The organism is Streptomyces sp. CA-251387, from assembly GCF_050936625.1.
GTDB lineage: Bacteria > Actinomycetota > Actinomycetes > Streptomycetales > Streptomycetaceae > Streptomyces.
Window position 1 is genome coordinate 4677609 of record NZ_JBNJMJ010000001.1, and the last position, 12729, is coordinate 4690337.

Consider the following 12729-nt stretch of genomic DNA (forward strand, 5'->3'; position numbering starts at 1 on the left):
TTAGGGACGCCACCCGTCAGAAGCTTGGGCCGGCGCTGTGCTGCGGCTGTGAGTCCTGAGGAAGCTGAAGTCGGCGGCTCTCCGCGTCCGTTGGCGGTCGTCACCCGTAGAGCGCACCGGTTCCCCCAAATGAGCAGCTTACGAAGACTTTCCGCCCCTTCCGGGCAAAGAGAACTGGTCCCTTCCGCGATCTTCCCCGGCCAGGAAAGCGAAGACGATGACCCGTTCGCCCGTACGCCCACGTCCGGCCCGGTTCCCCCGTTCGGTGCTGCCCGCCGTCGCCGCCGTCCTGTCCCTGGTGACCTCACTGCTCGTCGGTGGTGCGACGCCGGCCGCCGCACAGACCAAGCCGGTCGTCAACGGGCCCGTGTTCAACGACCCCCTGGGCACCGCGGCACAGCAGAAGGCGATCTTCACCCAGCTCGTACGGCTGATCGACGCGACACCGGCCTGGGCGACGATCCGCGGTGCTATGTACGAGTTCAACGACCAGGAGGTCGCCAACGCGTTGCTCGCCGCCCACCGGCGGGGTGTCAACGTCCGGATCGTCGTCGACGACTCCACCTACGTGGACGGTGCCGGTGGCGACGAATACACCAACGTGCCCTACCGGACCCTCAGGGCAGGGCTCGGAACCAATGACGCCGCCCGCTCCTGGGTCGTCGTGTGCGACGACCGCTTCGAGGACCCTGACGGCGTCGACGACGTCCGGCGCGGCTGCCTGGCCGTGGCCCCACCCCAACCGGCGTACAACCACAACAAGTTCTTCACCTTTTCCAGAATTGGGCCCTTCGACGACGGCACCAGCTACTCGAGGGTCGTCTTCCAGACCTCCTCGAACCTCTCCGACTGGTACAAGGTCGAGTCCTTCAACGACGCCGTCACTTTCGTGAGCAGCGCGGTGTACGACGGGTACGCCTCGTACCACGAGCAGCTCCGCCGCGGGCGCACCCTGGTACGCGGCAACAACAACGCGTACTTCTCCACGCCGACCGGCTCGACCTACCGAGGGTTCTTCTTCCCCCGTGGGGACAGCTCGTACAACAACCCGGCCACCGACACCGTCGTCAACGTGCTCGACGAAATCAGCTGCGCCTACACCGGCACGGACGGGCTGCCCCACCGAACCGCCGTCCGCATCGTCACGCACAGCTTTCTCGGCTCCCGCCGCCAGGTCGCCGACAAGCTGGCCCAGCTGCGCGGCAGAGGCTGCTGGATCGACATCATCTACACCGAGACCGACAGCACGATCACCAGCCGGCTGAACGCCGCCGGCATCCAGCACCTCGGATGCCGCATTCCCAACGGCCCGGGCATCGACGTACGCCCGCACAACAAGCAGATGCTGATCGACGGTTACTACAACGGCGCCCTCACACCGCGCGTCTACACGGGCAGTGCCAACCTGACCGGGTCGTCGCTGCGGTCGGCCGACGAGGCGATCGTGCGGATCACCAGCGCGACCTACCACGCGCGGTACCTGAGCACCTTCTACCGGATTCGCTCCGCCTGCGGCGGTTGACGCCGGCGCGCGGTGGCGGCCGGACGCGGCGAGGCCGGTGCTACACCGCCACCAACGGTGTGTCCTCACGCCACTTGAGGATCTTGTCGAAGCTCACCACCGCCCCGCCCTGCCCCGGCTTGTTGCCGATCTGGACGTGGTCGGCCAGTTCCTGGATGAGGCAGAGGCCGCGGCCGTGCTCGGCCTCTGCGGACACCGGGCGGGGCGCGCGGGGTGGTGCGCCGAAGCCGGGCCCCGAGTCGGTGACCTCGATATGGCACTTCTCGCCGTCCAGGTAGGCCGTCACGCGGTACGCCTCAGATGTGCCGTCGGGAGCGTTCTCGCCGCCGTGCTCGACCGCGTTCGCGCAGGCCTCGCTAAGGGCGACGGAGAGGTCGTAGGACACGTCCGGGTCAACGCCCGCGGTCTCCATGGTGCCGATTAGCAACCGCCGGGCGAGCGGCACGCTCGCGGCTTCCCGCCGCAGATGGAGTGACCACCAGATGCTCATGCTCCAGCCTCCTGGCCGCGGCTCGACATACCGTTACGTATTGCCACGAGTGCCCGGGAGTAAGCACATCATTGACGTGATGCCGCCCATATGGTCGATGCGCCCAGGATGGAATCGGTGTATGTGGGGGTGGCACACATCAGAAGGTGATCTTCCGGTTGTACGGCTCCAATCGTCCTGTACATCCTGAACCGCCCGTATGTCATCTTGCGGACCTGCCGTATGGCGGTCATAGGGCCAGTGCGATGATGAGCCCGCCATGACTGCCCCCCACCCGCGCACGGTGCGCTCCGGGAGAGACCTCCGGATACTGCGGGCCGCGGTGTTCGCCGCGGTCTGCGTCGTGCTGGCCGGGGTCGGGCACGCGCTGGGCTCCTGCGCCACGGTTCCGCTGTGGACGCTGGGCGCCGGGTTCCTGGGCGTGCTCCTGGTCACAGTGCCGTTCGCGGGACGGGAGCGTTCGCTGCCCGGGATCGCGGTGCTGCTCGCGGTCGGCCAGACCGTCCTGCACACGCTGTTCGGGCTCGGTCAGCACGGGGCGAGTGCCGGGGCGGCCACCGCGGCCTCCTCCGCGTCCGGCTCCCTGTCCGACGCCGCGCTCGTCCAGCAGGCCGCGCGGCTCGTCTGCGGGACCGCCGCGGCAGCCATCAGCCCCGCCCAGGCCCAGCGGCTCCTGACCGAGGCGCGGATTCAACCGGGAACGCACGCCTCGCACCGGTCGGCGGACACCATGCCCGCCGGCACGGACGCCCCCGCGTCGCTCCTGCCGTCCCTGTCCATGGTGCTCGCCCACCTCCTCGCGGCGGTCGTCGCGGGGTGGCTGCTGCGGCGCGGCGACCTGGCCCTGCTGCGCATCGTCGAGATGTCCGCCCTGTCGGCGCATTCGGTCGCCGAGGGCGCGTTCGTACGATCCCTGCGCGCCGCGCTCGCGCTGGTGTGCGCCCTGCGTGCTGGGCTGCCGGGCACACCCGAGGCGCGCCCGCACCCCCTGTGCGCCGGATGGTTCGGCACGCCCGAGCCCCGCACGCTCGCACTCCAGCACACGGTGATCAGGCGCGGCCCACCGGCCGGCACCGCACTCGTCCTCGCCGCCTGACGCGACGCGACCACCACTCCACCTCCGGGTGCCGCAGAGGAGGCCGCTGTCGTGCGGCACGCGCGCGTACCCGGGTTTCCGATCGAGGAATGCCGTTTTCCGTCCGACGGGGCACCCCTGCGTACGCGTACTCCTCTTCACCACCGGAATCCGCATCTCATTCACAGTGGAGTGCTCAACATGAAGGCCTCTCGTATCGCCGCCACGGGCGCGCTCGCCGGTACGGCCGTGCTCGCCCTGTCCGTCCCCGCGTTCGCCCACGTCAGCGTGCAGCCCGAGGGCACGGCAGCCAAGGGCGGCTACGCGGTCGTCGACTTCAAGGTGCCCAACGAGCGCGACAACGCCTCGACCACCAAGCTCGAGGTGACCTTCCCCACCGACCATCCGCTGGCCTCCGCGATGCCGGAGCCGATGGCCGGCTGGGACGTCAAGGTCACCAAGTCCGAGCTGGACAAGCCTCTTGAGATGCACGGCGAGAAGATCACTCAGGCCGTCTCCAAGATCACCTGGACTGCCACCGGCGACGGCATCAAGCCCGGCTTCTTCCAGAAGTTCCCGGTCTCCGTCGGCCAGCTCCCCGAGGACGCCGACGAGCTCGTCTTCAAGGCGATCCAGACGTACTCCAACAAGGAGGTCGTGCGCTGGATCGAGGTGCCGCAGAAGGGTCAGGACGAGCCCGAGAACCCGGCGCCCGTGCTCGCACTGTCCGCCGCCGAGGACGGCCACCACGGCGCGTCGTCCTCCGACCAGGCCTCCGACTCCGACGACGCCGAGGCCGCGTCCGCCAAGACCGCCGCCGCCGAGCCCGCCGACAGCAGCGACACCACCGCCCGCGTCCTGGGCGTGGTCGGCATCGTCGTCGGCGCGCTGGGCGTGGCGTACGGCGTGCTCGCCGGCCGTCGGCGCACCGACGCCTGACGACCTCTCAGGTTCACGGCGCGCGCCGGGGCACGCCCCCGGTGCGCGCCGGAGCTCTCACAACTGGGACATTTTTCTATGCGTAAGAAGACCTTCGCCGCGGCCGCCCTCCTCGCCGCCGCCACCCTGACCCTCTCCGCCTGCGGCAGCGGTGACGACGGCAAGCAGCCCGTCACCGTGGTCTCCGAGGAAGCCGGCTCCGACAGGGCCGCCATCGTCCTCGACAAGCCGTTCGAGAAGCCGGACCTGGTCCTCACGGACACGAACGGCAAGAAGTACGACCTCCGCAAGGAGACCCAGGGCAAGCCGACGTTGATCTACTTCGGCTACACCAACTGCCCCGACGTCTGCCCGCTGACGATGAGCAACATCGCCGTCGCCAAGAAGCAGCTGCCCAAGGCAGAGCAGGACGAGCTGCGCGTCGTGTTCGTCACCACCGACCCGAAGCGCGACACCGCGTCCGCGCTCGGCAAGTGGCTCAAGGGCATCGACCCGCAGGCCGTCGGCCTGACCGGCGACTTCGCCACCATCCAGGCCGGCGCCCGCACCCTGGGCATCACCATCGAGCCGCCGCACAAGGACAAGAACGGCAAGATGGTCTCCACGCACGGCACCCAGGTCGTGGCGTTCTCGCCGAAGACCGACAAGGGGTACGTCCTCTACACCGAGGACGCCCAGGTCGACGACTACACCAAGGACCTCCCCGAGCTGATCAAGGGGGAGAAGCCGTGAGGCGTCCCGCCCCGGTGACCGCGGTGATCACGACGGTGATGACCGCGGCCCTCGTCCTGACGGGCTGCGGCTCCGACGCCGACTCCGACACGGGCTCCGGCGACTCGCAGGCCGAACTGTCCGTCAGCGGCGCCTACATGCCGCAGCCGGTCTCCGACTCCATGGCGGCCGGCTTCCTGACGGTCACCAACAAGGGCGGTACGAAGGACGAGCTGACCTCCGTCACCAGCGACGTCGGCGAGGTCACCGCGCACGAGACCGTGGGTGCCTCGATGCGGGAGGTCAAGGAACTCGACGTCCCCGCACACGGTCAACTCGTGTTCAAGAGCGGCGGCAGCCATCTGATGTTCGAGAAGCTGAAGCGACAGCCGAAGCAGGGCGAGAAGGTGACCGTGAAGCTCCACTTCGCCGAGTCCGGCACGGTCACCGTCGAGATGCCGGTGAAGTCCGCGACGTACAACCCGAAGACCGGACACTGAGGGAGAGATCGCCTTGACCCAGACCATCGCCCCCCGCGTCCGGACCCTGCCGCTGCCGCGCGTCCGGACCCTGGTGCTGCTGCTCCTGGCCGCCACCGGCCTGCTCCTCGCCGGAGCCGGGCCGGTCTCCGCGCACGCCGCGCTGACCGGCAGCGACCCGCGGCAGGGGGCGGTGGTGGACAAGGCCCCGACCCAGGTCTCACTGACCTTCTCCGAGAAGGTCGCCCTGTCCGACGACTCCCTGCGCGTGCTCGACCCCAAGGGCAAGCGCATCGACCGCGGCGACCCGGCCAACGTCAGCGGCACGACGTACACCGTGAAACTCCACAGCGGCCTGCCCGATGGCACCTACACGGTCACCTACCAGGTGGTATCCGAGGACAGCCATCCCGTCGCCGGCGCCTACACCTTCTCCATCGGCGCCCCCTCGCAGACCACCGTCTCGGTCTCCGCCCAGGAGGCGGGCGGCGGAGTCGTCGGCTGGCTCTACGGGTTCGGGCGCTATGTGTCGTACGCCGGCTTCATCGTCCTGGTCGGCGGCGCCGCCTTCGTGCTCGCCTGCTGGCAGCGCGGGGCGGGAGTGCGGGCGCTGCAGCGGCTCGTCGTCTCCGGCTGGCTGGCCCTGACCGCCGCCACACTCGGGCTGCTGCTCCTGCGCGGCTCGTACACCAGCACCGGCAAGGTCGGCGACATCTTCGACCTGGACCTGCTCGGGCAGGTGCTGCAGACCAAGACGGGTGCGGCACTGGTGTCCCGGCTGCTGCTGCTCGCCGCGGCGGCGCTGTTCATCGCCGTGCTCTTCGGGGCGTACGACAAGCGGGAGGACGAGGAGAAGCGGGACCTCACCTTCGGGCTCGCGATCGGCGGGACGGTCGTGGCGGCGGGGCTCGCGGCGAGCTGGGCGATGTCCGAGCACGCCTCGACCGGGCTCCAGGCCGGGATCGCGATGCCGGTCGACGTCGTTCACCTGCTGGCCGTGGCGGGCTGGCTGGGCGGGCTCACCGCACTGCTGGTGGCGCTGTACTGGACGCCCGCGGACACACCGGTCGAGGCGTCCGCCGTACGACGGTTCTCGCGCCTCGCCTTCGGCAGCGTGCTGGCGCTGGTCGCGACCGGCGTCTACCAGTCGTGGCGGCAGCTCGGATCGTGGTCGGCGTTCACCGGCACGCGGTACGGGCAGTTGCTGCTGGTGAAGATCGGGCTCGTAGTGCTGCTGGTCGGGATCGCGTGGATCTCGCGGCGGTGGACGGCGCGGCTGGCGGACACGATGGTGAAGCCACGGGTGGAGAAGGACGCGGGCGAGGGCGAGAAGGAGGCCGACGAGAGCGAGCAGGGGGCACGGGAGGGCGCGGAGGAGGCCGGCGACAGCGAGAAGGAGCACGCCGTCGCCCGGGCCGGCACCTCCGCCTCCGCTTCCGGCAAGAAGGGCGGCGTCTCGGCCGCCGTGTCCGACAAGGGCGACTCCCGGCGCGCCGCCCAGCTCGCCCGCCAGCAGGACGCGATCGACACGGCACGGCGGAAGCAGCAGCGGGACGCCGACCCGAACCGGTTCGGGCTGCGCCGCTCCGTGCTCGCCGAGGCCGGCGTCGCCGTCGTCCTGCTCGCGATCACCACCATGCTGACCTCGACCGAGCCGGGGCGTACGGAGGAGGAGGCCAGGGCGGCCACGGCGGCCGCCTCCGCCGACGCGTCATCGGCCGGGGCGCTGACCCTGGACATGTCCTTCGACACCGGCGGCGAGGACGGCAAGGGCGTCGTACGGATCGACCTCGATCCCGCGCGCGTGGGTGGCAACGAAATGCACGTCTATGTGCAGCGCCCCAATGGCCGCGCCTTCGACATCCCCGAGGTGAAGGTCGCCTTCACCCTCGAGTCCCAGGACATCGGGCCGCTGCCCGTCGTCCCCGACCACATCTCCACCGGACACTGGTCGGCGAGCGGAGTGCAGATCCCCATGGCGGGCGAGTGGAAGATCGCCGTGACCGTGCGGACCTCCGACATCGACCAGGCCACCGTCTCCAAGAACGCGCAGATCGGCTGAACCTCACCATGGCTGACCAGTCCATTCCGGAGGCCCGTACTCCTAAGACCCCCGGAACGCCCGGAACTCCCGAGGCGGCACTTAATGGCGGCGTTCGCGAAGGCGGCCCTGCGAAGAAGGGCGCCGGCAAGGAGGGCACCGGCAAGGCAGGTGCCGTCGCCAACGAGGGCATGTCGCGACGCCGGCTGCTCGGGACCGCCGGTGCCACCGGGCTGGTGCTCGGAGCGGCGGGCGGGGCGGTGGGATATGCCGCCCGGCCGAGCGAGGCGACACCGCTCTCTTCGGTGGGCGCCGATCAGGTGATGTTTCACGGGAAACATCAGCCCGGCATCCTCCAGGGGCTCCAGGCGCGCGGCCACCTCGTCGCCTTCGACCTGGCGGCGGGCGCGGGCCGCAAGGAGGCGGCGGCGCTGCTGCGCCGCTGGTCGGAGACAGCTCGGCGGCTGATGGCCGGCGAGGCGGCCAAGCAGGACGACACGGATGTCGCCCGGGACGCCGGGCCGTCGTCGCTGACCATCACCTTCGGCTTCGGGCACAGCTTCTTCGCGCGGACCGGCTTGGAGAAGCAGCGCCCGGTCGCCCTGGACCCGCTGCCCGACTTCTCCTCCGACCAGCTCGACAAGGCACGCAGCAACGGCGACCTGTGGGTGCAGATCGGCGCCAATGACGCCCTGGTCGCCTTCCACGCCCTGCGCGCGATCCAGAAGGACGCCGGGCAGGCCGCCAAGGTGCGATGGCAGATGAACGGCTTCAACCGGTCGCCGGGCGCCACCGCGCACCCCATGACGGCTCGCAACCTCATGGGCCAGATGGACGGCACGCGCAATCCGAAGCCGACGGACGCCGACTTCGACCAGCGGATCTTCGTGCCCGCGTCCGGCGCGAAGGACCCGTCGTGGATGGCGAACGGCTCCTACGCCGTCGTACGCCGCATCCGCATGCTCCTCGACGACTGGGAGCAGCTCTCGCTCAAGGAACAGGAGCAGGTCATCGGCCGCCGCAAGTCCGACGGGGCGCCGCTGACCGGGGGCACCGAGACAACCGAGATGGACCTGGAGAAGACGGACAAGGCCGGGAATCTGGTCGTCCCCCTCAACGCCCACGCGCGCATCACCCGGCCCGACCAGAACGGCGGGGCGGCGATGCTGCGGCGCCCGTTCTCGTACCACGACGGCATCGACGCGGACGGGGTGCCCGACGCGGGGCTGCTCTTCATCTGCTGGCAGGCCGACCCACTGCGCGGCTTCGTCACCGTCCAGCGCAAGCTCGACCGGGGCGACGCGCTGTCCACGTTCATCCGGCACGAGGCGAGCGGGTTGTTCGCGGTGCCGGGCGGGGCCGCGGAGGGGGAGTACGTGGGGCAGCGGTTGCTGGAGGGGTGACGGCACCGGGAGGACCGTACGGGTGCTGCACAGCCGTACGACACCGAGGTCGCCCTCGGGGGTGGCCTGCGCCGGGAGGGGGCGGGGATTCGTACGTCGTGTTCGGCAACGGCCATTAGGGTGAGGTCATGCCAGCGAGCTATGCCTATCTCGGCCCCGAGGGCACCTTCACCGAAGTCGCCCTGCGCACGCTTCCCGAGGCCGCGACCCGTGAGCTGATCCCCTACGTGTCCGTGCAGTCCGCGCTCGACGCGGTGCGCGCCGGCGAGGCCGAGGCCGCGTTCGTGCCGATCGAGAACTCCGTCGAAGGCGGCATCACGACCACGCTCGACGAGCTCGTCGCGGGCGCGCCGCTGATGATCTACCGCGAGGTGCTGCTGTCGATCACCTTCGCGCTGCTGGTCAGGCCCGGCACCAAGCTGACCGACATCAAGACGGTCTCCGCGCACCCGGCCGCCCAGCCGCAGGTGCGCAACTGGCTGCGCAAGAACCTCCCGGACGCCCACTGGGAGTCGGCCGCCTCGAACGCGGACGCCGCGCGCCTGGTCCAGGAGGGCCAGTACGACGCCGCCTTCGCCGGCGAGTTCGCAGCCGCCCGGTACGGCCTCGAGGCCCTGGAAACCGGGATCCACGACGCGGAGAACGCCCAGACCCGGTTCGTGCTGGTGGGCCGCCCCGCCCGGCCCGCGGCGCCGACCGGCGCGGACAAGACGTCCGTCGTGCTGTGGCAGCGCGACGACCACCCCGGCGGCCTGCGCGACCTCCTCGGCGAGTTCGCCACACGCGGCATCAACCTGATGCTGCTGCAGTCCCGGCCGACCGGGGCCGGCATCGGCAACTACTGCTTCTGCATCGACGCCGAGGGGCACATCTCCGACCGCCGGGTGGCCGAGGCGCTGACGGGGCTGAAGCGGATCTGCCTGGAGGTGCGCTTCCTGGGCTCGTATCCGCGCGCGGACATGAAGCCCGGGGACGTACAGCCCCCGCGCCCCGGGACGTCGGACGAGGAGTTCGTCTCGGCGGCGGACTGGGTGGCGCGATGTCAGGACGGGCGGTTCTGACACCGGCTCCGTGTCGGTTTCCCGTCGGCACTACCAGCACATTGTCGTTATCCACAGAAGTTATCCACAGGTCCGCTTCTCGACCTGGGGACAAGTCGACAAGCAACGGTGAGTCTGTCGACAAATCGGCCCCCAGGGCCCCTCGGCGTCCACCACCACGCAAGTCACCCTTCGTCCACTCTTTTCCTTTGAGCAATCCTTTGGGGCGACCACTTTCCACTCGAAAGTGGGGGTGAGGAGGGTTTGTCCTGGGAATCCTTGACTTGCTCGACGCGTTACGGAGTGATCAATTCCGACGTCCACAGTCCATCCACACAGCCTGTGGATAACTCTTGAAGGGCTGGGGATCACTGTGGACAACCGAGCCCCAAGTCCCGTTCTCCACAAGGGAATCGAGTCAACCGGACACCTCGGGGCTGCCCCGTCCCGGGGAGTGAGACACTTTTTATTGACACGTTTCGCAATTCCCCCATAACGGTATGTAAGCCGCAGTTCGGAATAGTGAGTCGTGGGGTGTCACCCCTCCCCGGTAGCCTTGAGCGCGTGATTGACCTTCGCCTGCTCCGTGAGGACCCCGACCGAGTGCGCGCCTCGCAGCGCGCCCGTGGAGAGGACGTCGCGCTCGTCGACGCCCTCCTGTCTGCCGACGAGCGGCGCAGGTCGTCCGGCGTCCGCTTCGACGAGCTCCGTGCCGAGCAGAAGCAGCTCGGCAAGCTCATCCCCAAGGCCTCCGGCGACGAGAAGGCCGAGCTGCTGAAGAAGGCGAGCCAGCTGGCCGCCGACGTCAAGGCGGCCGACGCCGAGCGCGACGCGGCCGACGCCGAGACCCAGGAGCTGCTCCTCCAGCTCGGCAACCTCGTGCACCCGGACGTCCCGGTCGGCGGCGAGGAGGACTTCGTCACGCTGGAGACGCACGGCGAGATCCGTGACTTCACGGCCGAGGGCTTCGAGCCGAAGGACCACCTGGAGCTCGGCACCATCCTCGGCGCCATCGACGTCGAGCGCGGCGCGAAGGTGTCCGGCTCCCGCTTCTACTTCCTGACCGGCGTCGGCGCCCTGCTGGAGCTCGCCCTGGTCAACGCCGCGATGGCCCAGGCCACGGCGGCCGGCTTCACGCCGATGCTGACCCCGGCGCTGGTCCGCCCGCAGTCGATGGCCGGCACCGGCTTCCTCGGCCAGGCCGCCCAGGACGTCTACCACCTCGACAAGGACGACCTCTACCTGGTCGGCACCTCCGAGGTCCCGCTCGCGGCGTACCACATGGACGAGATCCTCGACGCCGACAAGCTGCCGCTGCGCTACGCGGGCTTCTCGCCCTGCTTCCGCCGCGAGGCCGGCTCGCACGGCAAGGACACCCGGGGCATCTTCCGCGTGCACCAGTTCGACAAGGTCGAGATGTTCTCGTACGTCGCTCCCGAGGACTCGCAGGCCGAGCACCAGCGCCTGCTGGAGTGGGAGAAGCAGTGGCTGACGTCGCTGGAGCTGCCGTTCCGCGTGATCGACGTCGCCTCCGCCGACCTCGGCTCCTCGGCCGCCCGCAAGTTCGACTGCGAGGCGTGGATTCCGACGCAGGGCAAGTACCGCGAGCTGACCTCGACCTCGGACTGCACCGAGTTCCAGTCCCGCCGCCTGTCGATCCGCGTCCGTGACGGCAAGCAGGTCAAGCCGCTGGCGACGCTCAACGGCACGCTGTGCGCCGTCCCGCGCACGATCGTGGCCATCCTGGAGAACCACCAGCAGGCCGACGGCTCCGTCCGGGTCCCCGAGGTGCTGCGCCCCTACCTGGGCGGCCGGGAGGTCCTGGAGCCGGTGGCCAAGTGAGCGGCACGGCTCCCGCCGCGGGTTCCGAGGATGCTTCGGAAGGCCTCCCGAACAGCTCGGGAGGCTTCCCCTACCGACTGATCGCGACCGACCTCGACGGAACGCTCCTGCGCTCCGACGAGTCGGTCTCGCAGCGCACTCGCGACGCCCTCGCCGCGGCCACCGCGGCGGGCGCGGCGCACATCGTCGTGACGGGCCGCGCGGCCCCATATACCCGGCACATCCTCGACGACCTCGGCTACGACGGCCTCGCGGTGTGCGCTCAGGGTGCGCAGGTGTACGACGCCGGCGAGCACCGCCTGCTGACGGCGGTGACCCTGGACCGCCAACTGGCAGGCGTGGCCCTGGCCAAGATCGAGGCCGAGGTCGGGCCCCTGTTCCTGGCGGCGAGCCGAGCCGGACTGGACGGCGAGGTCATGGTCGGCCCCGGTTACGCGGTCACGGGCGCGCTTCCGTCGACGCCGTTCACGGACGCGTCGGATCTGTGGGCCGCCCCGCTGAACAAGATCTACATACAGCACCCGGACCTGTCGGACGACGAACTGGCCGAGGCGGCCCGCCAGGCCGCGGGCGGCTTCGTGTCGGTGGCGATGGCGGGCGAGGGCATCGTGGAACTGCTGCCGCTGGGCTTGTCGAAGTCGACCGGCCTCTCCCTGGCGGCCCGACGCCTGGGCCTGAAGGCCGCCGACACGATCGCCTTCGGCGACATGCCCAACGACATCCCGATGTTCGCCTGGGCGGCTCGGGGCGTGGCCATGGCCAACGCCCACGAGGAGCTCAAGGCGGTGGCGGACGAGGTGACGTCTTCTAACGAGGAGGACGGGATCGCGGTGGTGCTGGAGCGGTTGCTGGGCTGACGTCGGTGGTTCGGCGGGCGGCTCGCGTAGCTATAACCGCGGGCAGCCATCGCTGGCTACCGCCGTGGGCAGTCGTTCCGCAGGGCGGAACGGGTGGGCACGGCCTGCAGCGCCGGGCGCCTTCTCAAGCAACCCCAAGCCCTGCACCACGGCCAAGCCCCAGTGGCAACGTCTCGCGGAGGATGCACGGATCGAACGTGCGCGGGCTTTCAGACCCGACCACGGTTTAGCAAACCGGTGCCTTACCACTCGGCCAATCCTCCGGGTGGGCGGCCCACGCGAGAGCGACATCGCGTGCTCGAAGCGGCCGCCCCGGGCAGCTCCCCGTGC

11 protein-coding genes and 1 tRNA gene are annotated in these 12729 nt (G+C 70.0%); 10 read left to right on the plus strand and 2 right to left on the minus strand.

Annotated features, from left to right (window positions below; translation table 11 throughout):
• The first annotated feature begins 217 nt into the window (after nucleotides 1-217).
• Nucleotides 218-1522, plus strand: coding sequence for a phospholipase D-like domain-containing protein (locus tag ACQEV2_RS20870; protein WP_433043476.1), 1305 nt, complete (start codon nucleotides 218-220; stop codon nucleotides 1520-1522).
• A 40-nt stretch (nucleotides 1523-1562) separates the two neighbouring features.
• Here the strand turns inward: ACQEV2_RS20870 and ACQEV2_RS20875 are convergent, their stop codons facing one another.
• The gene (locus ACQEV2_RS20875) at nucleotides 1563-2012 is read right to left on the minus strand and encodes an ATP-binding protein (protein WP_433043479.1); all 450 of its coding nucleotides are present in this window, start codon (nucleotides 2010-2012) and stop codon (nucleotides 1563-1565) included.
• Between the two features lie 259 nt (nucleotides 2013-2271).
• On the opposite strand from ACQEV2_RS20875, the gene ACQEV2_RS20880 reads away from it, so the two are divergent.
• The 9 genes from ACQEV2_RS20880 to ACQEV2_RS20920 all read left to right on the plus strand — a co-directional run bounded on the left by ACQEV2_RS20880 (nucleotide 2272) and on the right by ACQEV2_RS20920 (nucleotide 12399).
• Nucleotides 2272-3108 (plus strand): hypothetical protein, encoded by an 837-nt coding sequence (locus tag ACQEV2_RS20880; RefSeq protein ID WP_433043482.1) that lies wholly within the window; start codon nucleotides 2272-2274, stop codon nucleotides 3106-3108.
• 180 nt (nucleotides 3109-3288) lie between these two features.
• Complete coding sequence (locus tag ACQEV2_RS20885) at nucleotides 3289-4026, plus strand: YcnI family copper-binding membrane protein (RefSeq protein ID WP_433043485.1); 738 nt, start codon at nucleotides 3289-3291, stop codon at nucleotides 4024-4026.
• Between the two features lie 78 nt (nucleotides 4027-4104).
• Entirely contained in the window at nucleotides 4105-4758 is a 654-nt protein-coding gene (locus ACQEV2_RS20890; protein ID WP_433043488.1) for an SCO family protein, read from the plus strand.
• Nucleotides 4759-4796: 38 nt separating this feature from the next.
• Nucleotides 4797-5237, plus strand: a complete 441-nt coding sequence (locus tag ACQEV2_RS20895) for a copper chaperone PCu(A)C (protein WP_433054633.1) — start codon at nucleotides 4797-4799, stop codon at nucleotides 5235-5237.
• Between the two features lie 13 nt (nucleotides 5238-5250).
• Nucleotides 5251-7278, plus strand: coding sequence for a copper resistance CopC/CopD family protein (locus tag ACQEV2_RS20900; protein ID WP_433043491.1), 2028 nt, complete (start codon nucleotides 5251-5253; stop codon nucleotides 7276-7278).
• Nucleotides 7279-7286: 8 nt separating this feature from the next.
• Nucleotides 7287-8660 carry an iron uptake transporter deferrochelatase/peroxidase subunit gene (gene efeB, locus ACQEV2_RS20905; RefSeq protein ID WP_433043494.1) on the plus strand — a complete coding sequence of 458 codons (1374 nt, stop codon included), beginning with the start codon at nucleotides 7287-7289 and terminating at the stop codon, nucleotides 8658-8660.
• Between the two features lie 128 nt (nucleotides 8661-8788).
• On the plus strand, nucleotides 8789-9721 hold the full coding sequence (pheA, locus tag ACQEV2_RS20910) for a prephenate dehydratase (RefSeq protein WP_433043497.1): 933 nt from the start codon (nucleotides 8789-8791) through the stop codon (nucleotides 9719-9721).
• Nucleotides 9722-10264: 543 nt separating this feature from the next.
• Entirely contained in the window at nucleotides 10265-11542 is a 1278-nt protein-coding gene (serS, locus tag ACQEV2_RS20915) for a serine--tRNA ligase (protein WP_433043500.1), read from the plus strand.
• Nucleotides 11539-12399 (plus strand): HAD family hydrolase, encoded by an 861-nt coding sequence (locus tag ACQEV2_RS20920; protein ID WP_433043503.1) that lies wholly within the window; start codon nucleotides 11539-11541, stop codon nucleotides 12397-12399. Before serS ends, ACQEV2_RS20920 begins: the two co-directional genes overlap by 4 nt.
• 176 nt (nucleotides 12400-12575) lie before the next feature.
• Here ACQEV2_RS20920 and ACQEV2_RS20925 read toward each other — a convergent pair.
• A tRNA-Ser gene (locus tag ACQEV2_RS20925) sits at nucleotides 12576-12662 on the minus strand.
• Between the last annotated feature and the right edge of the window lie 67 nt (nucleotides 12663-12729).